The organism is Geothrix edaphica (genome assembly GCF_030268045.1).
Lineage (GTDB): Bacteria > Acidobacteriota > Holophagae > Holophagales > Holophagaceae > Geothrix > Geothrix edaphica.
In genome coordinates this window covers 106,224-129,525 of record NZ_BSDC01000004.1, presented here as the reverse complement: position 1 = coordinate 129,525, position 23,302 = coordinate 106,224, and the positions used below count along the sequence as shown (strand labels likewise).

Below are 23,302 nucleotides of genomic sequence, written 5' to 3'. Positions count from 1 at the left end.
ATGAGGCCTTTTTTCAGTCATCCTGGACCGGTGCAGCCCGTGCCGAAACCCTTCTTCGAGACCCTCCACGCCCTGTTGGACGCGGAAGGCGAGATCACGCTCGGCGAGCTGCTGGATGCGGCCGGGGAGCAGACCTACGGGCTGCTGACGCTGCTGCTGTCCATGCCGAGCTTGGTGCCAGGTCTGAACCTCGGGCTGGCTCCCGTGGGGGGCATCGGCCTCATGGCCCTCGGGGCCCAGCTGGCCTGGGGCACGCCCCATCCCTGGGTTCCCCGCCGGGTGCAGGCCCAGCCCATCCACAAGGGCCGCATCAAGAACGCCCTCGCCAAGCTCGAGATTCAGATGGAGCGCTTCCGGTGGCGCAGCGCCACCCGCCGTCCCATCAACCACCGCTGGGTGGGCGCCTGCATCGCCTGGACCGGTTTCCTGCTGGCCGTCCCCGTGCCGCTGCCCTTCGGCAACCAGCTGCCCGCGGCCATCCTCTGCCTCCTGGGCGCCGCCCTGCTGGAGGAGCGCCCCACCTGGGCCTGGATCGGCGCGGCCGGAGCCGTCGCCAACACCCTGTACTTCGCCCTCAGCTTCGACCTCATCGTCCGGACCTTCGTGAAGGCCTTCCACGCCGTGGCCAGGTCATGAGAATCGACGCCCTCACCCTCTTTCCCGAGTACTTCGAGGCCGCCCGTCTCGGCATCACGGGCCGGGCCTTCCGCGAGCTGGGCCATGGCCTGCATACCCACAGCTTCCGCCCCTTCTCGGGCAACACCTTCGGCCATGTGGATGACGCCCCCTTCGGCGGGGGGCCGGGCATGGTGCTGCGACCCGAGGTGCTTCGGGACACCCTGGCCGCCGTGCCCCGGGAAGGCACCGGCCGCGTCATCCACTTCAGCCCAGCGGCACCTCCACTTACCCACGCCAAGGTGCTGGAGCTGGCCCGCCTCGACCAGCTGATCCTGGTCTGCACCCGCTACGAGGGCCTGGACCAGCGCGCCGTGACGCGGTACGTGGACGAAGAGCTGAGCGTGGGCGAGGCGGTCCTCAGCGGCGGCGAGCTGCCGGCCCTGTTCCTCATCGACGCCGTCTGCCGCTGGCTGCCGGGCGTGCTCGGCAACGAAGCCTCCGCCGAGGAGGACAGCTTCGCCACGGGCCTGCTGGACCACCCCCACTACACGCGCCCCGCGACCTTCGAGGGCCTCGACGTGCCAGCCGTGCTCCAGGGCGGCGACCATGGCGCCATCCGCCTCTGGCGCCTCCGCGAGGCCATGGCCCGGACGAAGCAGCTCCGGCCCGACCTCTGGTCCATCTATCTGAACGACCGCCTGCCCGCCCTGGACCGCCCCGCCCAGTGGTGCGCCTGGCAGGTGGAGCACCCCGAGGACTGGGACCGGCCCAAGCCCAGGGGTTGGAAGGGCTGGAAGCTCCAATAACCACTTCCCTTTCCCGTCCATTCCGATAGACTGATGGACTCCCCGTCTGGGGACTTTCGAGCCATGTCCGCCGATCTCGGTGTGGGACCGCTGGCCCAGGAGCCCACATGAGCCACATCATCGACCAGCTCGAAGCCAGCCTGCTTCGGTCCGACCTGCCCCGCATCACGCCCGGCGACACCGTCAAGGTGCACGTCAAGGTGAAGGAAGGCGAGAAGGAGCGCATCCAGCTCTTCCAGGGCATCGTCATCGGCATCAAGGGCGGTGGCATGCGCACCTCCTTCACCGTCCGCAAGGTCGCGAGCGGCGTGGGCGTGGAGCGCATCTTCCCCCTCAACAGCCCCACCATCGACAAGCTTGAAGTCGTGCGCCACGGCAAGGTCCGCCGCGCCAAGCTCTACTTCCTGCGCGAGAAGCTCGGCAAGGCCGGCCGCCTCAAGGAACGCCGCACCGAGAACGGCGAGTAGAGTCCCTCGCTTCCAACGAAAAGGCGCCCGCAGGGGCGCCTTTTCGTTGGAAATAATCGGATCACGATCGGATTCAACTCGAACTAGATCTTTATTTCTAGTTCCGTTTTTGTCACCTCCGATGAGGGGTGGAATCCCCGTTTTCATGGCACCATGGCCCCGGGCGCCCGGCCGGCCCATCCTGGGTCCGCGCGCCATTCCGGAGGAACCATGAAGATCTCGTCCCCGCTGACCCTGGCTGTCCTGGCCGCTGCCGCGCTGTCCCTCCAGGCCGAAGCCCCCCGGTACGGCGTGCAGGGTCTGGTGAACATCCCCCTGGGCGACCTGAAGGACTTCGTGGACAGCAAGCCCGGCCCCGGCGTGGGCGTCCACGGCACCTTCGACCTGGGCGACGGCCACATGCTGCGGCCCCGGCTCGACTACAGCGTGTTCCCCGAGGCCTCCTTCGGCAGCCTCAAGCAGAGCGCCTGGGACCTGAGCCTGGGCGGCGACTACCTCTACTTCATCGCGGGCAAGCCCGAAGGGCTCTATGTCACCGGCGGCCTCGCCGTCGTGCGCTGGTCCTTCGAGACCAAGGATGCCTTCTCCAAGGTGACCGCCGACACCACCAAGCTGGGCCTGGCGGCCGGCGTGGGCTACCAGTGGAACGCCACCGTCGGGACCGAGCTCCGCTACGTCTACAGCAAGATCGACCGGGGCTTCAATGCCGATGCCCTCCAGGCGGGGGTGGCCATCCGGTTTTAATATTCTCCGGGGGTTTCCCTCGCCACGCATGCGTGGCGAGGATCTAGTGTCGCGCTTGCGCGCACACCCCCGGCCCTCCGCGCAAAGCCCGGCATAGCCGGGCTTTGCTTTGCTCTCCTGAGACCCTGAGGTTGTGCGGGTCAGAGTCCGTATTCTTTCCAGCGCTTGCCGATGCGGTCCAGGATCTCCCCGGGGAAGACCAGGTCCCGCGGCCACTCGCGGGGGAAGCCGTCCCAGGGGCGGTTCTTGCGGGTGGCGTCGATGCCCACCTTGCTGCCGAAGGCGAAGCGGTCCGCGCTGTGGTCCAGCACATCCAGCGGGCCTTCGGTGAAGAGCAGGTCGCGCTTCGGGTCCACGTTGCTGGTGAGGCGGAAGAGCACCTCGTTCAGGTCGTGGGGATCGATGTCCTCATCCACCACCACGATGCCCTTGGTGAACATGATCTGGCCCGTGCCCCAGATGGCGTTCATGACCTTCTGCGCGTGGCCGGGATACTCCTTCTTCATCGATAGGATCACCAGGTTGTGGAAGGCGCCTGCGGCGGGCAGGTGCATGTCGCGGATCTCGGGCAGCACCATGCGCAGCAGGGGCAGGAAGATCCGCTCCGTGGCCAGGCCCAGGTAGGCGTCCTCCTGGGGCGGGCGGCCCACGATGGTCGCTGGGAAGACGGGGGTCTTCCGCATGGTGATGGCTTCGACGTGCAGCACGGGGTAGTCGTCGGCCAGGGAGTAGTAGCCCGTGTGGTCGCCGAAGGGGCCCTCGCGGCGCAGCTCGCCGGGGTTCACGTAGCCTTCGATGACGAGCTCGCTGTCGGCCGGAACCTCCAGGTCGTTGGTCAAGCAGGGCACCATCTCGATGCCCTCGCCCCGCAGGAAGCCCGCGAACATCACCTCGCTGAGGAAGGGCGGCAGGGGCGCGGTGGCAGCGTAGGTGAGGGCCGGATCGCCGCCGAAGCTCACGGCCACGGGCATGCGCTCGTCCTTGCCGTAGCCGTGGCGGTTCCGGGCGCCGTCGTGGTGGAGCTGGGTGTGGAAGCCCAGGGTCCGGTCATCGTAGACCTGCAGCCGGTAGAGGCCCACGTTGCGGTGGCCCGTCTGCTTGTTGCGGGTGTGGCTCATGCCGAGCGTGATGAAGGGGCCGCCATCCTCGGGCCAGGTGGTGAGCACGGGCAGGTCCGTGAGCTTCACCTGGTCGCCCTTCAGGACCACCTCCTGGCAGATCCCCTTCCGCACGGTCCTGGGCATCCAGTTGGAGACCTCGGCCAGCACGGGCAGCTTGGCCAGCTTCTCGAAGAAGCCCGTGCCGGGCTTGGGCATGGCCTCCTGCACCAGCTTCTCGATGCGGTCGGCGATGGCGTCCAGGCCGCGGGGCTCCTGGTCCACGCCCAGGGCCAGCTCCATGCGCTTCAAGCTGCCGAAGGCGTTCATGGCCACGGGCATGGCCTTGCCGGCGGGTTTCTCGAAATACAGGGCCTTGCCGCCCCCGGGCTGCTTGGACACCCGGTCGGCGATGGCGCCCATCTCCAGGAATGGATCGACTTCAGCGGCCACACGGTGCAGATCACCCGCGGCCTCGAGCTGCTTCAGGAAGGTCTGGAAGTCACGGCCCATGGGAATCTCCGGCCCCCGATCATCCCATCCCCGGGCGGGTATCTGGAACCCAATCCCCGGTGACCGCAGGCCAACTGCCCTTGGCTGCAGGAATTTCCCTTGAGGTGACAGGGCTTTCCCCGCATACTGATGGGCCTTGCCCTGGCCGTGGGCTCCCAAGTGCGTCCGATGGACCGCCGCCCCCGCGCCCCAATCAAAGAGGTTTCCATGTTCGCAATCATCAAGACCGGCGGGAAGCAGTACCGCGTCGCCGAGGGCGATATCCTCCGCGTGGAACTGCTGGAGAAGGATCCCAAGCAGGCCGTGACCTTCGAGGACGTGCTCCTCATCGACAACAACGGGGACCTGAAGGTGGGCCAGCCCACCGTGAAGGGCGCCAAGGTCGAGGCCGAGGTCATCACTCACGACCGCGCCAAGAAGGTGATCATCTTCAAGAAGAAGAAGACCACCACCTACCAGCGCACCCAGGGCCACCGCCAGGGCTACACCGAGGTCCGCATCAAGGCGATCAAGGCCTAGTCATACGTTTTTCGCCTGCGGCGAAAAACGTAGTTGAAACGCGAAAAATCTGAAGAGGTACTCTCATGGCTCACAAAAAAGGCGTCGGTTCCAGCCGCAACGGTCGTGATTCCCACTCCCAGCGCCTCGGCGTGAAGGAGTTCGGCGGGGAAGTCGTCCCCGGCGGTTCCATCCTCGTCCGCCAGCGCGGCACCAAGTTCAAGGCCGGCATCAACGTCGGCATGGGCAAGGACCACACCCTCTTTGCCAAGATCGACGGCAAGGTGCGCTTCCAGGACAAGGGCCAGGCTGGCCGCTTCATCCACATCGATCCCATCGAGGGTTGATGTTGTCCGGGGTGTGCGCTGCACGCCTCCATCTGACGCCACGCGATGCGTGGCTCCCACTCGCCCGCAGGGCTCGTGGAGATGGAGCCTCCCCCCGGAGCCCCCGCGCACAGGCCGGGCCTAGCCCGGCCTGTGCTTATTCTCCCCTGCCCAGGGGCTGAGGATTAACCGTGTTCCTTGACCATGTCCAGCTCCGCGTCGCCGCCGGCCACGGCGGATCGGGCGCCATGAGCTTCCGCCGCGAGAAGTTCGCCCCCGAGGGCGGGCCCGACGGCGGTGACGGCGGCAAGGGCGGCTCCATCTTCATCCGGGCCAACCGGGCCCTGAACACGCTCAACCCCTACCGCCACAAGCGTGATTTCGCCGCTGAGCGCGGCCGCCAGGGCGAGGGCTGCATGCGCCACGGCCGGGATGGCCTCGACATCACCCTGGAGGTGCCCCTCGGCACTGTGGTGAAGGACGGCGAGACCGGCGAGGTGCTGGCGGAGCTGCTGGCGGATGGCGAATCCGTCTGCGTGGCCCGGGGCGGCCGCGGCGGCCTGGGCAACACGAACTTCAAGAGCTCCACCAACCGCACCCCGCGCCACCACCAGCCCGGTGAGGATGGCGAGGAGCGCAACCTCGACCTGGAGCTGAAGCTCATCGCGGACGTGGGCCTGGTGGGCTTCCCCAACGCCGGCAAGAGCACCCTGGTGAGCCGCCTCAGCGCGGCCCGGCCCAAGATCGCGGACTACCCCTTCACCACCCTGGAGCCCCAGCTCGGCGTGGTGAGCCTGGACCGCTTTGGTGGCGACCTGCTCGACAGCTGGGTCATCGCCGACATCCCCGGCCTCATCGAAGGCGCCGCCGGCGGCGCAGGCCTGGGCATCCAGTTCCTCCGCCACGTGGAGCGCACCCGCATGCTGCTGCACCTGGTGGATCTCTCCGATCCCATCACCGAGCCCGCCGAGGCCATCCGCATCATCGAGGGCGAGGTGCTGGCCTTCAGCCCCGTCCTGGCGGCCAAGCCCCGCTGGCTGGTGGGCACCAAGCTCGATGCCCTCCAGGACGAGGATCGCCGCGCCGCCTTCGAAGCCATCTGCACCGACCGGGGGCAGAAGCCCGTCTTCATCTCGGGCGTCACCGGCGAGGGTCTCCGCGAGCTGGCCTTCGCGGTGGACGATGCCCTGAAGATCCTGGCCGGCCAGAAGGAAGCGGTCCCCAAGGACGAGGGTTGGTAGTGCGCGTCGGCCTGCTCGGGGGGGCTTTCAACCCTCCGCATGAGGGGCACCTGCGCCTGGCGCGCCTGGCGCTGGAGCACCTGGGTCTGGACGAGCTCCGCTTCGTGCCCACAGCCCTCAGTCCCCACAAGCCCGACCCCGGCGGCCCGGGGGCGGAGACCCGCCTGCACCTGCTGACCGAGGCCCTGCGCGCCTTCGACCCCCGCTGCCGGGTGGAGCGGGTGGAGCTGGAGCGGGGCGGCACCAGCTACACCGTGGACACCCTGGAGGCGCTGGCTTCCCGGGAGCCCGGCGCGGGCTGGATCCTCGTCATGGGCAGTGACCAGCTGGCGGACTTCGCCGCCTGGCGCCGCCCGGAGCGGATCGTCCGGCTGGCCTCCCTGGCCGTGGGCCGGCGCCCCGGCGCGGAGGCCGGACTGCCCGCGGTCCCGGGCCTGCGGCCCGCCACCACCTGGTCCGGCGGACCCGGCGAGCTGGTCTGGCTGCCCTCGACCGACACGGACCTCGCCTCCACGGACCTTCGCCGGCGTCTGGCGGCGGATCCTGCCCAGGATCCCGGGGGCCTTCCAGCCCAAGTTCTGGCTGCCATCCGCGCCGAAAACCTGTATCGTTAGCCTGCTCTGGAGCCCGCATGACCCTTGATTCCCGGCTCGCGACCGTCGTCGACGCCGCCCGGTCCAAGAAAGCCTTCCGCATCCGACTCGTGGACGTGAAGGACATCGCCAGCTTCACCGATGTGTTCGCCTTCATGAGCGGGGGCAGCGATCGCCAGAACCGCGCCATCGCGGAGGCCATCGAGGATGCACTCAAGCTGGCCGACGAGCGCCCCATCTCCCGCGAGGGCGAAGCCAACGGCAACTGGGTGCTGCTCGACTACGGCAACCTCGTGGTCCACGTCATGGACGAGGAGACCCGCCGGCACTACAACCTTGAGGGGCTCTGGAGCGCCGGCCACGAGCTGGAGCTGCCCGCCGAGACCCACCCCGCATCCGATGCCCGTCCGTAGGAGATGACCTCCATGCCGACCGACCAGACCAACGCCTTTGAAGCCATGCAGGCCCGCCTGCGGGTCGCCTCCCAGCTCTACGGTCTGGACGACGCGCTCTTCAAGGTGTTCATGGCCCCCAGCCGCTCCATGATCGTGAGCCTGCCGGTGCTCATGGACAGCGGCCACTGGGAGGTCTTCACCGGCTACCGGGTGCAGCACAACATCGCCCGCGGGCCCGCCAAGGGCGGCATCCGCTACGACATGAACGTGACCCTGGACGAGGTGAAGGCCCTCGCGGCCTGGATGACCTGGAAGTGCGCCGTGGTGGACGTGCCCTTCGGCGGCGGCAAGGGCGGCATCGTGTGCGATCCCGCCAAGCTGAGCCTGGGCGAGAAGGAGCGGCTCACCCGCCGCTACATCGCCGAGATCATGGACATCATCGGCCCCGACCGCGACGTGCCGGCCCCCGACATGGGCACGGACGCCCAGACCATGGCCTGGGTGCTGGACACCTACTCCATGCACGTCCGCCAGACCGAGAACGCCGTGGTGACCGGGAAGCCCCTGGGCCTGGGCGGCAGCCTGGGCCGCACCGAGGCCACGGGCCGCGGCATTCTCATCACCGCCCGCGAGGCCATGCAGCGCCTGGGTAAGCCCCTGGCCGGCGCCACCGTGGCCGTGCAGGGCTTCGGCAATGTGGGCAGCCAGGCGGCGCGGCTCCTGCATGAGGCCGGGGCCCGCATCGTGGCCATCGGCGACATCCAGGGCGCCGTCAAGAACGACCGGGGCCTGGACATCCACGCCCTGCTCAAGCACGTGGCCGAGGCCCGCACCGTCGTCGGTTTCCGGGGCGCCGAGCCCATGGATCCCACCGCGCTGCTCACCCATCCGGTGGACATCCTGGTGCCCGCGGCCTCGGAGAACCAGATCACGGAAGCCAACGCGGCCCAGGTCCGCGCCAAGGTCATCGTGGAGGGCGCCAACGGCCCCACCACGCCCGAGGCCGATCCCATCCTGCTGGAGCACGGCGTCCTCGTGGTGCCGGACATCCTGGCCAACGTGGGCGGCGTGACCGTCAGCTACTTCGAGTGGGTGCAGAACCGCCAGGGCTTCTACTGGCGGGAGCGCGAGGTCAACGAGCGCCTGGTGGACTACATGACCCATGCCTTCCAGGCCACCTTCGCCACCACAGACAAGTACAAGACCAACCCCCGCATCGGCGCCTACATCCTGGCCCTGGACCGCGTGGCCCAGGCCATGAAGTACCGCGGGTTCTACGCTTGATCCGGAGCTACATCCAGGTTTCCAGGAAGGCCTGGCACTACAGCACCCAGGCCTACGAGTCCCACCCTGGAGAACGGAAGAAGGTCAAACGGCATCTCCGCTGGGCCGCCTTGGCTGTCCTCCGGGAGGCCTCTGTCCACGGCTGGTTCTCTTTTCTCGATGATCCTGTTTTCCGGCCTTTCGTGGTGGCCAACCCAAGGCTGGCCTTCCGCCCGATGGGGACCTACATGTCCCGCCGATGGGGCTGGTCCAGGCGTTTCAAGGTGATCCGCGACACCTACATCTTCGCAAATGCGAAGGGTGGGGTGTTCCAGGGATCCCTGCTCCGGGAAGAAGGCCTCCTGCTGGCTCGGATCCCCCTGGACAAGATTGGAACCATGAACCTGCGGATGCGGGCCGACGCCCAGTTCCGCAAGGAAGGGGAGATCGGGGTTTTTCTGGAGATCGACGACATCCCAGGCGCCATCAGTTCGTTCGCCTACTCCCTCGAGCGCCACCCCTCCGGCTGGTCCTGCTATGTCGGCGCCCTCCAGGGGCGGAAGGGTGGCGATGAGGAGACCATCAAGGTGGCGACCAAGGCCATGCATGGCCTCCGGCCCAAGGCCCTGATGGTCTTCGTGGCCCAGGAGATCACCCGATCGCTGCGCGTATCCAGCCTGCTGGGCATTGGAAACGACATCCATGTGGCCCGCGGAAGGGTTCTCGGGCCGGCCAAGAAGATCCTCTTCGACTACGACGAGCTCTGGCTGGAGGCAGGTGGCGCGCGCCAGCCGGATGGTTGGTACCAACTGCCCCTGAAGTCGCCCCGGCGGTCCGGCGAGGAGATCAAGCCCAACAAGCGGTCGATGTATGCCAAGCGATACCTCTTGATGGACGCACTTTCGCGGCAGATTCGGACCGTGCTCACGGCCTCGTGATCAGCTGGGGGCCAAGGGCCTTGATTCCCAGTGGCCGCGGATCAGAGGCATGATGGATAGGTGAAACCTATCCATCGCTGCCCACCCTTGCTCCTGCCCTGGCTGCTCCTCGCCGGTGGCGGCGGCATGCTGTCTGCCCAAAGCCCCATCGGCACCCTGATCTCCGAGCAGTCCCGCACCAACTTCACCGTCCAGGGCGCCGGGGCCCGCGCCATGGGACTTGGGGGGGCATTCATCGCGGTGGCGGATGATGCCACCGCCGTCTCCTTCAACCCCGCAGGACTGGCGCAGCTCCTCCACCCAGAAGTCAGTTTCGTGGCCACCGGAACCCAACATTCAGTGGGCTATGAAGACTTCGAAACATCCAATCGGGGCCGCGTCCTGGCCGTGAGCGATGCCCTCGTCAGCTCCACTCGCTTCGACCCCCTATTCATCTCTGCGACCGCTCCCCTGCAGGTGGGGGGCCGGAACCTGGTGCTCCAGCTATCCGTCCAACGCGCCTTCGCCCTCACCGACCACACTCAGCGCAACCTGACGGAATCCCCGGTCGCCAGCACCCCCGGGCTTCCCACCCGAGTCACTCAGGACGTCAGTCAGACCGGGCAGATCGACCTCTACTCTCTGGCCGCGGCCTACGAGGTCTCACAGCGGATCCTGCTGGGCCTCTCCTACAATCAGTGGCGCGGGCGCTGGGATCTGGCTTCGACGAGCCTCAGCACCACGGGCACGACGAATACCGCGGTGGCCTTCCGCCAGGCCAATGCGATGGATGGCGGCAACTTCAACCTCGGCCTCATCTGGCGCTGGCCCACCTGGAGCTTCGGACTCGTCCACCGCACGGGATTCCACGCCGATTACACCTTCGCCACGCAGCTCTCCACCTACCCCGGCCAGGGCGGGTTCACCGGCGCACCGATGACCACAGGGCTCCATTGGCCCTCGGGGACCGGGGCCGGCTTCGCCTACCGCCCCTCGGACCGGTGGCTGATCACGGCGGATCTGTCCCAAACGCTCTGGTCCACCACCCGGTACATGTCCTCCTCCTCGCGGCTCAACGGCCAGAGCTTCTTCGATTTCGACAAGGGGGACCGGACCCCCAACGCCACCGATGCCCACCTGGGCCTCGAGTATCTGAAGATCACCCCGAGCGGATCGGTGATCCCACTCCGGGCGGGACTGAGCCGCGAACCGCAGCCCGTGGTCGATGCGGTCACAGGCATCCAACGCGTGATGTACCGCGCCTCCGTGGGCAGCGGTCTCAAGCGGGGGCCCGTGGGGGTGGATGTCGCCTACCGGTACGGATGGTCCAGCCGACGCGCCTCCCAGTCGCTGGACGTGGACCAGATCCTGAATCGGACGGGGTCTCCATCCGTGGGGGCCGAACACATCCGGGAGCACCGGCTGGACGTCTCCACCATCCTCCAGTTCGACCGCCGGCCTCTGGAGCGGGCGTTGCGCTACCTCTTCGTGGGAGATTGACCTTGGCTTTCCGGATTCGCGCCGCCCTGGGACTGGGGATGGCCCCCCTGCTGATGGCCCAGGCCCAGCCGACGTTCTACGCGGCCTACCAGGACGGCCTCGACGCTGAGCACCAGGGTCAGTGGAAGGCCGCCGCCACGGCCTATCGCCGGGCCATCGAACTCAGGCCCGCCTCGGCCGCGCGAGTGGTCATCTACGGCAACAACCTGCTCACCAACTATTCACCCCATACCCACCTGGCGCGGTGCCTCCTGGAGTCCGGCGATGTGAATGGGGCCCAGGCCGCCCTCGGAAAGGCGGCCCATTTCGATGAACCGAAAGCGGAGCGGGATGCCCTCCACCACGCCATCAGCCAGCGAATCCAGGCTGCGCCTCTCCCCAATGAGCCGGCATCCCGGATCACGCCTGCGGAGGCCGCTCCTCTGGCACATTCTCCTTCCCATCCACCTCCCCCACCACCGGCCACGGAACCCGCGCCTCCACCCGTCCCGCTGCAACCCGCTCCCGGAATTCGGGCCGCCACTAGCGCGGTACCGCCCTCTCCCGCCCGGCCAAAGGCCGCAAGCCCCGCCCCTGTAGAGGCACCCATCTCAACGCCAGCGCCTGCCCAGCCGCTCGCGGCTCAGGGAGAACCCACCCGCAACTGGAGGATGGTATGGCCCATCGGGGCCCTCCTGTCCCTGGCAGGGGCGCTCCTGATCCGGCGATGGCGGCGGCGCCCCCTCGAAGAATCCTCCTTCAAGGATCCCCAGCAACTCGGACCCTACCGCATCGAGCGCCTCCTGGGTCGGGGTGGGTTCGCCAGCACCTACCTGGCCCACCACATCACCACCAAGACACCCGTGGCCCTCAAGCTGCTGCATCCCTACCGCCACGATGATCCCGAGTTCCTGCGCCGCTTCCGGCAAGAGGCGAAACTGGGCACCATGCTGGATCATCCCAACCTGGTGCGGATGCTGGATCCCGGACCTGAGACCGGCCCCCCCTGGCTGGCGATGGAATATGTCTCCGGCCGGCGGCTCGATCAGGTGCTCCGGGAAGGTGGCCCCCCCTCCCTGCCGGCATTCCTCCGCATCGCGCTTCAGATCGCCGGGGCCATGGCCCACGCGCACAGCCTCGGCATCGTCCACCGCGACCTGAAACCCGGCAACGTGATCTTCGATGGCGACCAGGCCAAGGTGATGGATTTCGGGATCTCGCGCATCGTGGATTCCAACACCCTGACCACCACCTACGCCTTTCTGGGCACACCGAGGTACGCTGCGCCCGAGGCCCAGCGCAAGGCCCAGGTGGGACCTGCAGCGGACCGTTATGCCTTCGGGATCATCCTCTTCGAGATGCTGGCGGGGCATCCACCCTTCGATGGGGAAACCCCCTTCGAGATCCTCGACCAGCACCAGCGGACCCCCCTGCCGGATCTGTCAGCCCTCCGCCCCGATGTCCCCCCGGAGCTCGTGGACCTGATCGAGCGGCTCTGCCGGAAAGACCCCGACCAGCGACCCGGGGACGAAGAAGTGATCCGAACCCTCGAACAGTTTCTGCTGGAATCTCCGCCTGCCAAAGAGCCCTAGGATCCGCTCAGGCCCCCACCCGGCCCTCAGCCTCCAGCCGTCCCAGCAGCCGCAGCAGGCCGTCCAGGATGGTGAGGGGGTGGGGCGGGCAGCCGGGGATGAAGAGGTCCACCGGCAGCACGCTGGCGACGCCCCCGAGCTGCTCCTCCTGGCGGAAGTAGGGGCCTCCCGCAATGGCGCAGGCGCCCACGGCGATGACCATCTTGGGGTGGGGGACGGCGTCGTAGGTCTTGCGGACCGCCAGCTCCATGTTCCGCGTGACGGGACCGCAGATGAGCAGGCCATCGGCGTGGCGCGGCGAGGCCACGTACTGGATGCCGAAGCGCCCCAGGTCCCAGCCGAGGGTGCCCAGCACGTTCACGTCCACCTCGCAGCCGTTGCAGCCGCCCGCGCTCACCACCCGGAGCTTGAGCGACCGGCCGAAGAGCCGCTTCATCTCGCCGTCCAGGACCGCGGCCAGGCGGTACTCATCCGCAGAATCCAGGTTCAGATCCTCCCGTGTCCGGGTGGCGAGGCGGTGTTCCTGCGTGTATTCGATGGCGCCCTCGGGGCAGGCCTCCGCGCAATCAGGGCAGAAGAGGCAGCGGCCGAGATCGATGCGCGGGCCGGCGGCTCCGAAGGTGATGGCCTCCGTGGCACAGGCGTCCGCGCAGACCCGGCAGCCTTCGGGGCAGCGCTCCGGGTGGATCTCCGGCCGCCCCCGGAACCGCTCGGGCAGCGCGGGCAGCGCCTTCGGGTAGGGCAAGGTGCGGTAGCCCTGGCGCCAGCGGGAGAGCAGGATGTGGATCATAGGTCGTGCCCGCAGTAGGAGAGGTTGAAGCTCTTGTTGCACAGGGGGAAGTCGGAGACCTGCTCCCCGCGCAGGGCCAGGGCCAGCCCGAACCAGTTGTGGAAGGAGGGGTCCACGATCTTGTAGCGGGCGAAGCGGCCCTGGGCGTCCGTCCAGGCCAAGTGGAGTACCTCGCCCCGCCAGCCCTCCGTGAGCGACACGCACAGGTGTTCCGGCGCCAGGGGGGGCAGGGGCGCGGCCTTGGGCGCGGCTTCGCTCTCCGCCAGGGAGGCCAATGCCGTGGAGAGGAAGCGCGTGCTCTCGCCCACCTCCACCCAGCGCACCCAGGCCCGGGAGTGCACGTTGCCGCTCTCGGCCTGGGCCACGGGAATGGGACGGGTTCCGTACGGCCCAAAGGGGTGATCGTGGCGAACGTCCCGGCCCAGGCCGGAGGCCCGCGCCGGCACGCCCACCAGGCCGATCTCGCGGGCCCGGTCGGGATCCACGCGCCCCGCCGCCTCGAAGCGGATCATCACGGAGGCGGCACCCCACAACAACTCCACCGCATCCTTCGTGTCCGCCCAGGCGTGCTCCAGGCGCGGCCGCATCCGGGCGGCCAGGGCAGGTTCCAGCTCCTGCCGCAGGCCGCCGGGGCGCAGCCAGTCTCGGCCCAGGCGGCTGCCGCAGCCTTCGGCGCTCAGGTTCAGCCAGTCGCCGCGGATGCGCCCGCAGAACGAGGCTGTGGGCAGGAAGCCCACATCGCCCGACAGCGCGCCGAGGTCCCCCACATGGTTGGCGACGCGCTCCAGCTCCAGGGCCACGCCCCGCACCAGGTCCACGCGGGCCGGCACCTGGACGTCCGCCAGGCCCTCCAGCAGGCGGCAGTAGGCCCAGGCGTGGGCGATGCTGCTGTCCCCGCAGGCCGTCTCGGCCTGCTTCAGGCTGAGGGGATGCGGGCCGCCGAGCAGGGCCTTCTCCACGCCGCGGTGCTGGTAGCCCAGGGCGATCTCCAGGTGGAAGACGCGCTCGCCGTGGCACTGGAAGCGGAAGTGCCCGGGCTCGATGACGCCCGCATGGACGGGCCCCACGGCCACCTCATGGACCTCCTCGCCCTCCACGCGGAAGAAGTCCATCACCCCGGGGACCAGCGCTCCGTCGCGCTGCCAGGGATCGGACGCGCCGTTCCAGGGGAGGTGGAACCGCACCGGCTTGAGCCAGGGATGGCCCTCGGGGACGATGCCGGTCTGCTCGGCGATCTCGCGCTCGAAGAGGTGGGCCTGGGGGCAGTCCGGCGTGAGGGCGGGGTAGCGGGGCGCGTCCAGCTTCGTGCTCAGGACACGGAGGGCCTGCCCCGCATCCTCGGCCAGCACCGCGACGAGGCGCAGGTCGAAGTCCGCGCACAGGCAGGCGAGGCGGTCCCCTTCATGAATGCGCCGCAGGATGGCCTCGCGGAACTCGCGGATGGGCAGCTCCGGCACCTCCCGCAGGGGCAGGCGCTGGCCGTTGCGGAGGAGCGGCAGCTCGGCGCTCATGGCTGCACCCCCAGGCGGGCGGAAGGGAGGGTCTCGGCCGGGGCGGGGGCCCGGTCGACGGTGGTGGCGGCGTGCTCGAGCATGGCCTGGAGCGGCCGGGGCATCCAGACGCCCAGGATCAGGGCCAGGCCGAGCGCCACGATGAGGGGCGCCGTGGTGGCCGGCGCGTCCTTGTAGGGCGTGCGGACCCGCTGGGCGCTGGGCGTGCCGAAGACCACCTTCACCACGGTCTCGCTCATGGCCAGGAAGATGCCGCCCAGCAGGATGAGGAAGGCCGATCCGCCCAGGAGGTGGCCCGTACCGAGGGCCCCGGCGGCGATGTTGAACTCGCTGAGGAAGGGCGCGAAGGGCGGCATGCCCGTGATGGCCAGGAAGGCCAGGAGGAAGAGCCAGCCGGACACCGGCGTGCGGCGGAGGGCGCCGGTGACGAAGGGCAGCTGCTTGCTGGCGTAGCTGCGGTGGATGTTGCCCGCCGACAGGAAGAGCACGCTCTTCACCAGGGCGTTGGCCGCCAGGTGGAAGAGGGCGAACTTCGCCGCCAGTCCGCCGATGCCGATGCCGAAGACGAGGATGCCCATGTGCTCGACGCTGGAGTAGGCGAGCAGCCGCTTGATGTCCGTCTGCCGGATCATGAACACCAGGGCCCAGGCCATGGAGAGCATGCCGAAGGCCACCAGCAGCTCCCGGGCGAAGGCCCCCTCGCCCGCCGCCCCCACCACCGCGTAGATCCGCAGCAGGGCGAGGAAGGCACAGCTGGTGACGCCGCCCGCCAGCAGGGCGCCCACGATCCCCGGCGTCTCACCGTAGGCATCGGGCTTCCAGGTGTGGAGGGGCGCCAGGCCCATCTTGGTGCCGTAGCCCACGAGGGTCAGCACGAAGCCCGCCCGCAGCCAGGGCCGCGACAGGCGCGAGGCGTTCTCCATGAGCCGCGTGTACTGCAGCGGCTCATCCAGCCCGCCCATGTGGGCCGCGTAGGCGATGAAGAGCGTGCCCAGCAGGGCCAGGGCGATGCCCACGGAGCCGATGACCAGGTACTTCCAGGTGGCCTCCAGCGAACGCCGGTTGTGGTTGAAGTAGATGAGGGGCGCCGAGACCAGGGTGGTGGTCTCCATGGCCACCCAGGCGATGCCGGGGTGGCGGGCCTGCGCCAGCAGCGAGGCCAGGCCCAGGAAGCCCAGGAGGCAGGTGGAGAGCACCCGGTGGTCGCGCTCGGGGCGCAGGGCCAGGTAGGCCGGGGCGTAGAAGGCGCAGATGCAGAAGAGGACGCTGATCACCAGCAGCACCCAGCCGCCCAGGGCGTCGAGCCCGAACCAGGCCGTGGCCGGCAGGGCCCGCCAGCCGGCGAGCGCCACGAGCAGGATCCCGAGGTGGAGGACGCCCACGGCGGGCAGGATCCAGGCGCGGAGGGTGGGGGAGGAGACCGCGAAGGCCAGGACCGCGGCCAGGAGGGGGACGAGGATGAGCAGCCAGGCCATGGGTCAGTCCTTCAGCTCGGCCAGGTGCCGGGTATCGGTGGAATCGAAGGCCACGCGGATGTGGTTGATGACGATGCCCATCACGAAGATGCCCACGAAGAGGTCCAGCAGGATCCCCGCCTCCACCAGGGCCGGCATGTCCTCCACCAGCAGCAGGCCGAAGAGGTAGATGCCGTTCTCCAGCACCAGGTAGCCCACCACCTGGGTGAGGGCCTTGCGGCGGGACACCAGCAGCAGGAAGCCCGTGAACAGCGTGGCCAGCGAGGCGGGCACCAGCAGGGTGTACTCCGTGCCCGCCTTGAGCGGCAGGTTGTGGGCCAGCACCAGGCTGAGACCGGTACCCAACGCGCAGAGCATGAGCGACACGGTGTAGCCGATGTAGGGATCCACCTCGCGCTGGATGTGCACCTGCTTCAGGGCGCGGCGGAACAGGAAGGGGATGAGCCAGCCCTTCACGGTGACGGCGGCGATGGCCAGCAGGACGATGTGGAAGTGCCGGCCCAGGCCCATGGCCAGGGGCATCAGGCCCAGCAGCACGCCCTGGAGCACGGCGAACTGGATGGCCTTGGCCACGCGGCTGGTGGCCACGAGGCTGAAGTTGGACAGCATGGTGAGGGCGATGAGCAGGTCAGGCAGCATGGCTACACCAGCATCAGGAGGAAGGCGAAGCCCGTGGCCAGCACCCCGGCCACCAGGAACTGCGGGACCTTCGTCATGCGGAACCGCGCCATGGAGCTCTCCACCAGGCCCACCCCCACCGCGAGGCCGCCGAGGGCGAGGTAGAAGACCAGCCAGTTCTGCCAGGCCTGCGCCGCCCGCGGCAGGGCCGGGGTCAGGATCAGCGCCCCCAGCACCAGGAGCTTGAGGCTGGCGCCGTAGAGCACCAGGGCGAAGGGCCGGCCCGAGTGGTCGAGCACCATCACCTCGTGGATCATGGTGAGCTCCAGGTGGGTGTTCGGGTCATCCACGGGGATGCGCGAGTTCTCCGCCAGGTAGACGATGACCCAGCCCGCCAGGATGAGGATCAGCGGCCCCGTGAACCGGGTCGCGAGGCTGCCGGGGAAGACCAGCATGGTCCCCAGGGAGAGGCTGGAGGTGGCCTTGGCCAGGGCCGCGAAGCCCAGGAAAAGCGCGGGTTCCGCCAGGGCCGAGAAGGTGGCTTCCCGCGCCGCGCCCATGCCCTCGAAGCTGGAGCCCGTGTCCAGGGCCGAGAGGATCGTGAGGAAGCGCGCCAGCCCGAAGAGGTAGGCGAAGAGGATGACATCGCCTTCGAAGGAGACCGGCGCCGGGGTGTGGCCGAAGGGCACCAGGCAGGAGGCCGCCAGGCCCGCGGCCACGCCGCCCACGGGACCGGCGAGGAACACCCACGAGGTGGTGCGGCTGAAGACGGCCCGCTTGCGGGCGAGCTTGGCCAGGTCGTAGTAGAGCTGGAGCACCGGCGGCCCCTGTCGTCCCGCCATCAGGGCCTTGGTCTTGGCGATGAGGCCCGGCAGCAGGGGCGGCAGCAGCAGGACCGTCAGCCCGTGCAGCAGGGTTTGAAGGATCGTCGGGAGCAGGGATCGAACCATCTCAGGCCACCATCCAGACCAGGAGCACCAGCAGGGTGAGCAGGACATACAGCAGGTAGACGGGCAGCGCCCCGCCCTGGGCCACGCGGAGCAGGGCGGCGCCCTTGACGGTGAGCCGCAGGGAAGGCGTCGCGGCCCGGTCGAGGACCGGATCGGGCACCTGGCTCTCGTACCTCGAAGGGCGCGGGAACCAGCCCGACACCTTGGGCCGATGCACCACGGGCCAGAGGGCCCAGCGGAGCCCCCGCACCAGGCCGTCCGCGAAGGACGAGGCCGTGTACTCCATGCGCGCATCCGGGGCGGCATAGCCGCAGTCCCAGGTGGGCAGGTCGCCGGCCTGGGGAACGGGCCGAAGCCAGCGCCAGAGCAGGAGCGCCAGAAGCCCCAGGGCCAGGGCCACGCCCGAGATCGCACCCAGCCCGCCCAGGGAGGACAGACCGGCGCCGGCCGCGGGGCCGAGGGCATCCGCCACGCGGCCCAGGGCGGGCATCAGGAGCAGGGGGGCCACGCCGATCGCCAGGCAGGCCAGGGCCAGCACCCCCATGGGCAGGAGCATCACGCGGGGCGCCTCATGGGCGTGGGCCCCTGCGCCCGTCCTCGGCAGCCCCAGGAAGACGGCCGCGAACGCCTTGGCGAAGCAGGCCAGGGCCAGGGCCCCGATGAGGGCCAGGGACAGGAGGATCACCACGGGCCAGGCCTGCCGTCCGAGGCCCAGTCCCCGGAAGGCCCCCAGGTAGATCAGCCACTCGCTCACGAAGCCGTTGAGAGGCGGCAGGCCGCAGATGGCCCAGGAACCGACGAGGAAGGCCCCGGAGGTCCAGGGCATGCGCTGGCCCAGCCCGCCCAGGCGCTCCAGGTCCCGGGTGCCCGTGGCGTGCAGCACGGCGCCCGCCGACAGGAACAGCAGGCCCTTGAAGAGGCTGTGGTTCAGCACGTGGAGCAGGGCCCCGGCGTAGCCCAGGGTCTGCATCACCGGGTTCCCCAGGCTCTTGCCCAGGGTGCCGAGCCCCAGCCCCAGCAGGATGATCCCGATGTTCTCGATGGAGTGGTAGGCGAGCAGGCGCTTCAGGTCGTGCTGGCCCAGGGCGAAGGCCACGCCGAGGAGGCCGGACAGGGCGCCCAGCGCCACCAGCACGCCGCCCCACCAGAGCGGTGGATCCGGCACCCAGGAGAGGAAGCGGACCAGCCCCAGGATGCCCATCTTGAGCAGCACGCCGGACATCAGCGCCGAGACGTGGCTGGGGGCGGCGGCGTGGGCCGGGGGCAGCCAGAAGTGCAGCGGGAGCACCCCCGCCTTGAAGCCGAAGCCCAGCAGGAAGAGCGCGAAGAGGGCCGTCCCGGCGCCGGTGGCAGCCAGGCCCACCGGCAGCGCGGCGAAGCCGGACTGGCCCGTGGTCCTGGCCAGCAGGGCGAAGGCCCCGAACAGGAACAGGGTGCCCGTGTGGGTGGCCACCAGGTAGATCCAGCCGGCGCGCCGGGTCTCGGCTTCGCGGTCCTCGGCCATCACCAGCAGGAAGGCGGCGATGGCCATGCCCTCCCAGGCCAGCAGGAAGACCAGGATGTGCGAGGCCGCCACCAGCAGCACCAGGCAGGCCACCAGCAGCCCGTAGACCAGGCGCAGGGCCGGCGTGTTGCCCCGGCGCCCCTCCCAGTAGCCCAGGCCGTAGAGCGCCCCGCAGAAGGCCAGCACCAGGACGGGAATGGCGAAGAAGGCCGCGACCGGGTCGACCACCAGGAGGCCGGGCGTTCCCAGCGAGGCCGTGCGGAGGGCGAACGAGCCGCCCGGACCACCCGAGAGCACCGCCAGCGAGGCCCCCAGACCCAGCACGCCGGCCAGCCCCAGCAGCCCGACCGCCACCTCTCCGCCCCTCCGCCGCATCCACAGCCCCGGTACACCGGAAGCCGCCGCGGCCAGGAGGGCGAGCAGGTAGAGCTTCATCCCAGCAACCTCTCCCTCAGCAGCATCCAGAGGAAGACGCCCAGGAGGGTCAGCAGCACATAGAGGAGGTAGACCGGCAGGTGGCCCGGCTGGAGGCGGCGGAACCGGAGCAGCCGTTCCGCCGCCCGGGCCACCCGCGGCTCCAGGAGCACTTCGCCGAAGGGCTCCCGGAAAGCCTGCCGGAAGGAGGCTCCGCCCGGGAACAGCCCCCGGAGGTGCGGCAGCCGCGCCCGCAGGCCCGGCTGGACCGGCGCCCAGGCATCCGCGAAGGAGCTGCCGGTGTACTGGGCCCGGGGCACGGGGGCCGCGTAGCCGCAGCCCCAGGTGGGGAGGTCCTGCGGCGCGGCCTCCGGCGCGTCGGCCGGCCGGCGCAGCCAGACGAGGCCCGCCGCGACGAGCAGCAGGAGGGCGAGCTCCAGGCCCGCAAGCAGCCGCAGGTCCCCGTGAAGCCCCGCGGCGAGCAGAGCCGGGGTCCCCGGCGCCAGGGCGGAGACCGCGCGGTCCAGGAGGGGCAGGAGCAGGAAGGCGCCCAGGCCCACCACCAGGCAGAGGCCCGCCAGGACGGCCATGGGCAGGAGCATGGAGCTTGCGGGGTCATGGGCGTGCTCCGCGGCCCTGCTCCGGGGCGACCCCAGGAACAGCGTGCCGAAGAACCGGGCGAAGGCCACCGCCGCCAGGCCCCCCGCCAGGGCCAGGGCCACCAGGCCCAGGGCCGCGGACCAGGGGTACCCCCGGCCAAGCGAGAGGAAGAGGCCCCGGTAGAGGAACCACTCGCTGAGGAAGGCGTTGAAGGGCGGCAGGGCCGTCACCGCCAGCACCGCCGGGAAGAGGGCCAGGGCCGTGCGGGGCATCTTCCGGCCCAACCCCCCCAGCGCCTCCATGTCCCGGGTGCCCGTGGCGTGCAGGATGGCCCCAGCCCCGTAGAACAGGAGGCTCTTGAAGAGCGAGTGGTTCCAGACATGGAAGAGGGCCCCGCCGAAGCCCAGGGCCGTCAGCCAGGGATCGTGGGCGGCCCGACCCGTCCAGCCCAGCCCCACGCCCATGAGGATGATCCCCAGGTTCTCGATGCTCGAGTAGGCCAGGAGCCGCTTGTAGTCCCGCTGGGCCAGCGCGTTCCCCACGCCATAGAGGGCCGTGAGCGCCCCCAGGGCCAGGAGGGTGCCGCCCACCCCCCGGGGGATTCCCGGCAGCAGGCTCGACACGCGGAGGAGGCCGTAGATGCCCGTCTTGAGCATCACCGCCGACAGGATGGCCGAGACGTGGCTGGGGGCGCTGGCGTGGGCCGAAGGCAGCCAGAAGTGCAGGGGCAGCACGCCCGCCTTGAAGCCGAAGCCCGCCAGGGCCAGGAGGAGGATGCCGCCCTCGAACCAGGGCGAGGTGGCGGCCGGAAGGGGCACCCAGAGGAGCCCCCCCATCCGCTGGGCCATGAGGATGACCATGGCCGTGAGGAGGAGGGTGCCCGTGTGGGTGCAGGCCAGGTAGACCCAGCTGGCGCGCCGGACCTCCGGCTTCTCGTGCTCGGTGCCCACCAGGAAGAAGGCCGACACGGCCATCAGCTCCCAGGCCACCAGGAACACCAGCCCGTGCCGGGCCAGGAAGAGCAGCGTCATGGCCGCCACGAGCAGGCCGTAGAAGAAGCGGAGGGAGCGCCCCGAGCCCCAGGCCAGCTGGGCCGGCCAGTAGCGCTGCCCGTAGATCAGGCCGAGCCCCCCGACCAGGTGGAGGGGGAGCAGGAAGGCCGCGGACAGCGCATCCAGCTCCAGGCGGGCCGGGAAGCCCCACGCCCGGAAGAACAGGCCCGAGGGGGCTCCCCCGAGCAGGAGGTGGAGCGAGGCGCCCAGGGCCAGGAGGCTGCCCAGGAGGCCGAGGCCCGTGGCCAGGCGCTCCGGCGGCCGCGAGGAGGCGGACAGCAGGGCCCCTGCGAACCAGCATCCGGAGGACGCGAGGACCAAGGCCACATCCAGCATCTGCACGCTCCGGGTTCAGGAAACGAGCCCGGCGGATCAGGTATTGGGGGGCCCCCAGGAAAGAGGACACGTCATCAGATGGGCCGAGGTCGGTTGGGCCCATGCTACTCCCAACCCGGGCGTGTCTTCAAAGCAGATGCAAAGCACGTGATGATCGGCCGCCGACAGAGCGAGGCCCGGAAGCGCCTGGTTCCAGGGCTTCCGGGCCTCGAGGCAGAGCGTGGGACTCAGAGCCCCAGGTTCACGGTCGCGGTCACGCCCAGGGTTACGGTGGCCGGCTGGACGGTGGAGGTGGTCGTGGTGGTGGTGCCATCCAGGTTCAAGGTGGTCCGCACGGCCTGGACACTGTAGGTGCCGATCGGGACCGTCGGGAACGTGTAGGTCTCCGTGGAGGTGCCCACAGTGGCCATGTTCGTCTGGACGATGAAGGTGTGGCTGCCAGAGGAGGTGGTCAGGGACTGGAGCAGGTTGACCTGATCGCTCTGGCTGCTGGTGGCCACCGGTGTGAGGCCGCCGCCCACGCCCCCGAGCGAGGCATTCGCGGTGAACGCCGCGCTGTAGGTGAACACCGGGGTGGTGGCGCTGAGGGCGAAGGCGTCGCTGGCCTTGGCGTCATAGGCCTTGAGGGTCGTCGCCGAGCCGGTGGCGGGCTGGCTCACCACGTAGTAGGTCGAACCCACCGGGAGCAGGTCCAGGGTGTAGGCGCCAGTGGCGTCCGTCACCGTGTGGCGGGCTATCCGCGCGTTCCCGGAACCATCCAGGGTCTCCGCATAGACCGTGGCTCCCGCAATACCCGCGGAGGTCGCGGCATCTGTCAGCGTCCCGTGGATGGAGCCCGTGACGAGCTTGTCGAAGGCCCAGATCGTGGGTCGCAGGATGTACTGGCCCGACATCCCCGCCTGCACCACCTGGATGGAGTGGGCTGCGTCGAAGTCGATCCACACATCCTTCGTGGTGCCCGCGGCCACATCGAAGTTCACGATCAGCTTGATGCCGCTCTGCATGCCCGAGGGCACCTTCAGCGGCTCGACGGTGCCGTCCGCCAGCTTCACCGTGTTGCCGGAGCCGAGGACCAGCCGCATCTGCCCGTAGTGGCCCGCCGGCAGGGTGGCTCCTGCCGCGAGAGTCTCGTCCACACCGCCCACCAGGTTCAGCAGGTTGATGGTCTTGTTGGGGGTGCCGAGGGTGATCCAGCCGCTGCCGCTGGCGATCTCCACGGACTGGATGTTGACGTTGATCTCCTGGTAGCCGGAAATGGGGCCATCCACCAGGTGCACGTTCATGGTTCCGCTGCCACCGCCGGAACTCGATCCGCCGCTGCAGGCCACCAGAAGGGACAGCCCCAGGCCGGCCAACCACAGGAAGGATGTGCGCCAGTTCAGCATGTTCACCTCCGAAACCGTGCCCGGAAAAAGGCATCAGGACAGCCATCATGGTCCCGGAAGGGCGCCTCCGCAATTCAAAATTTCATATTTAAGATCAATCAAATAAATACATAGATCT

22 protein-coding genes are annotated in these 23,302 nt (G+C 69.4%); 13 read left to right on the top strand and 9 right to left on the bottom strand.

The annotated features are described in order from the left end of the window. The first annotated feature begins 39 nt into the window (after positions 1-39). The 4 genes from QSJ30_RS13935 (at position 40) to QSJ30_RS13920 (ending at position 2,635) form a co-directional block, all read left to right on the top strand. A complete protein-coding gene (locus QSJ30_RS13935; protein ID WP_285610231.1) occupies positions 40-636 on the top strand; it encodes an exopolysaccharide biosynthesis protein in 597 nt (198 codons plus the stop codon). Then, positions 633-1,424: a tRNA (guanosine(37)-N1)-methyltransferase TrmD gene (gene trmD, locus QSJ30_RS13930; RefSeq protein ID WP_285610229.1), complete on the top strand. Its 792-nt coding sequence runs from the start codon at positions 633-635 to the stop codon at positions 1,422-1,424. Before QSJ30_RS13935 ends, trmD begins: the two co-directional genes overlap by 4 nt. 107 nt (positions 1,425-1,531) lie before the next feature. After that, positions 1,532-1,891, top strand: coding sequence for a 50S ribosomal protein L19 (gene rplS / locus QSJ30_RS13925; RefSeq protein ID WP_243303260.1), 360 nt, complete (start codon positions 1,532-1,534; stop codon positions 1,889-1,891). Between the two features lie 210 nt (positions 1,892-2,101). Then, positions 2,102-2,635 (top strand): outer membrane beta-barrel protein, encoded by a 534-nt coding sequence (locus QSJ30_RS13920; RefSeq protein WP_285610227.1) that lies wholly within the window; start codon positions 2,102-2,104, stop codon positions 2,633-2,635. Positions 2,636-2,775: 140 nt separating this feature from the next. On the opposite strand, the gene QSJ30_RS13915 is transcribed toward QSJ30_RS13920, so the two are convergent. After that, complete coding sequence (locus QSJ30_RS13915) at positions 2,776-4,245, bottom strand: menaquinone biosynthesis decarboxylase (RefSeq protein WP_285610225.1); 1,470 nt, start codon at positions 4,243-4,245, stop codon at positions 2,776-2,778. Between the two features lie 207 nt (positions 4,246-4,452). Between QSJ30_RS13915 and rplU the strand changes: the two genes are divergently transcribed. The 9 genes from rplU to QSJ30_RS13870 all read left to right on the top strand — a co-directional run bounded on the left by rplU (position 4,453) and on the right by QSJ30_RS13870 (position 12,549). Beyond that, positions 4,453-4,764 carry a 50S ribosomal protein L21 gene (gene rplU / locus QSJ30_RS13910; RefSeq protein ID WP_285610223.1) on the top strand — a complete coding sequence of 104 codons (312 nt, stop codon included), beginning with the start codon at positions 4,453-4,455 and terminating at the stop codon, positions 4,762-4,764. Positions 4,765-4,829: 65 nt separating this feature from the next. Further along, positions 4,830-5,090 (top strand): 50S ribosomal protein L27, encoded by a 261-nt coding sequence (gene rpmA / locus QSJ30_RS13905; protein ID WP_285610222.1) that lies wholly within the window; start codon positions 4,830-4,832, stop codon positions 5,088-5,090. Positions 5,091-5,260: 170 nt separating this feature from the next. Further along, on the top strand, positions 5,261-6,310 hold the full coding sequence (gene obgE / locus QSJ30_RS13900) for a GTPase ObgE (protein WP_285610220.1): 1,050 nt from the start codon (positions 5,261-5,263) through the stop codon (positions 6,308-6,310). Then, positions 6,310-6,924 (top strand): nicotinate (nicotinamide) nucleotide adenylyltransferase, encoded by a 615-nt coding sequence (nadD, locus tag QSJ30_RS13895; protein WP_285610328.1) that lies wholly within the window; start codon positions 6,310-6,312, stop codon positions 6,922-6,924. The genes obgE and nadD overlap by 1 nt, the downstream gene beginning before the upstream one ends. 17 nt (positions 6,925-6,941) lie before the next feature. Continuing rightward, positions 6,942-7,316, top strand: coding sequence for a ribosome silencing factor (gene rsfS / locus QSJ30_RS13890; RefSeq protein WP_285610218.1), 375 nt, complete (start codon positions 6,942-6,944; stop codon positions 7,314-7,316). Positions 7,317-7,328: 12 nt separating this feature from the next. After that, positions 7,329-8,582, top strand: coding sequence for a Glu/Leu/Phe/Val family dehydrogenase (locus QSJ30_RS13885; protein WP_285610216.1), 1,254 nt, complete (start codon positions 7,329-7,331; stop codon positions 8,580-8,582). Next, on the top strand, positions 8,579-9,499 hold the full coding sequence (locus QSJ30_RS13880) for a DUF535 family protein (protein WP_285610214.1): 921 nt from the start codon (positions 8,579-8,581) through the stop codon (positions 9,497-9,499). Before QSJ30_RS13885 ends, QSJ30_RS13880 begins: the two co-directional genes overlap by 4 nt. 126 nt (positions 9,500-9,625) lie before the next feature. Continuing rightward, positions 9,626-10,978, top strand: coding sequence for an OmpP1/FadL family transporter (locus tag QSJ30_RS13875; RefSeq protein WP_285610212.1), 1,353 nt, complete (start codon positions 9,626-9,628; stop codon positions 10,976-10,978). Positions 10,979-10,980: 2 nt separating this feature from the next. Beyond that, a complete protein-coding gene (locus QSJ30_RS13870) occupies positions 10,981-12,549 on the top strand; it encodes a serine/threonine-protein kinase (protein WP_285610211.1) in 1,569 nt (522 codons plus the stop codon). Positions 12,550-12,556: 7 nt separating this feature from the next. Here QSJ30_RS13870 and QSJ30_RS13865 read toward each other — a convergent pair whose 3' ends face one another. The 8 genes from QSJ30_RS13865 to QSJ30_RS13830 all read right to left on the bottom strand — a co-directional run bounded on the left by QSJ30_RS13865 (position 12,557) and on the right by QSJ30_RS13830 (position 23,184). Beyond that, on the bottom strand, positions 12,557-13,339 hold the full coding sequence (locus tag QSJ30_RS13865) for an NADH-quinone oxidoreductase subunit B family protein (RefSeq protein ID WP_285610209.1): 783 nt from the start codon (positions 13,337-13,339) through the stop codon (positions 12,557-12,559). Then, positions 13,336-14,850, bottom strand: a complete 1,515-nt coding sequence (locus QSJ30_RS13860; protein WP_285610207.1) for a hydrogenase large subunit — start codon at positions 14,848-14,850, stop codon at positions 13,336-13,338. Before QSJ30_RS13860 ends, QSJ30_RS13865 begins: the two co-directional genes overlap by 4 nt. Further along, on the bottom strand, positions 14,847-16,325 hold the full coding sequence (locus tag QSJ30_RS13855; RefSeq protein WP_285610205.1) for a proton-conducting transporter transmembrane domain-containing protein: 1,479 nt from the start codon (positions 16,323-16,325) through the stop codon (positions 14,847-14,849). The genes QSJ30_RS13860 and QSJ30_RS13855 overlap by 4 nt, the downstream gene beginning before the upstream one ends. A 3-nt stretch (positions 16,326-16,328) precedes the next feature. Next, positions 16,329-16,964, bottom strand: a complete 636-nt coding sequence (locus QSJ30_RS13850; RefSeq protein ID WP_285610203.1) for a hypothetical protein — start codon at positions 16,962-16,964, stop codon at positions 16,329-16,331. A 2-nt stretch (positions 16,965-16,966) separates the two neighbouring features. Next, positions 16,967-17,893 carry a respiratory chain complex I subunit 1 family protein gene (locus tag QSJ30_RS13845; protein ID WP_285610202.1) on the bottom strand — a complete coding sequence of 309 codons (927 nt, stop codon included), beginning with the start codon at positions 17,891-17,893 and terminating at the stop codon, positions 16,967-16,969. A gap of 1 nt (position 17,894) precedes the next feature. Continuing rightward, positions 17,895-19,832 carry a proton-conducting transporter transmembrane domain-containing protein gene (locus tag QSJ30_RS13840; RefSeq protein WP_285610201.1) on the bottom strand — a complete coding sequence of 646 codons (1,938 nt, stop codon included), beginning with the start codon at positions 19,830-19,832 and terminating at the stop codon, positions 17,895-17,897. Continuing rightward, entirely contained in the window at positions 19,829-21,799 is a 1,971-nt protein-coding gene (locus QSJ30_RS13835) for a proton-conducting transporter transmembrane domain-containing protein (protein ID WP_285610196.1), read from the bottom strand. Before QSJ30_RS13835 ends, QSJ30_RS13840 begins: the two co-directional genes overlap by 4 nt. 227 nt (positions 21,800-22,026) lie before the next feature. Next, a complete protein-coding gene (locus tag QSJ30_RS13830) occupies positions 22,027-23,184 on the bottom strand; it encodes a DUF4382 domain-containing protein (RefSeq protein ID WP_285610194.1) in 1,158 nt (385 codons plus the stop codon). Positions 23,185-23,302 lie beyond the last annotated feature (118 nt).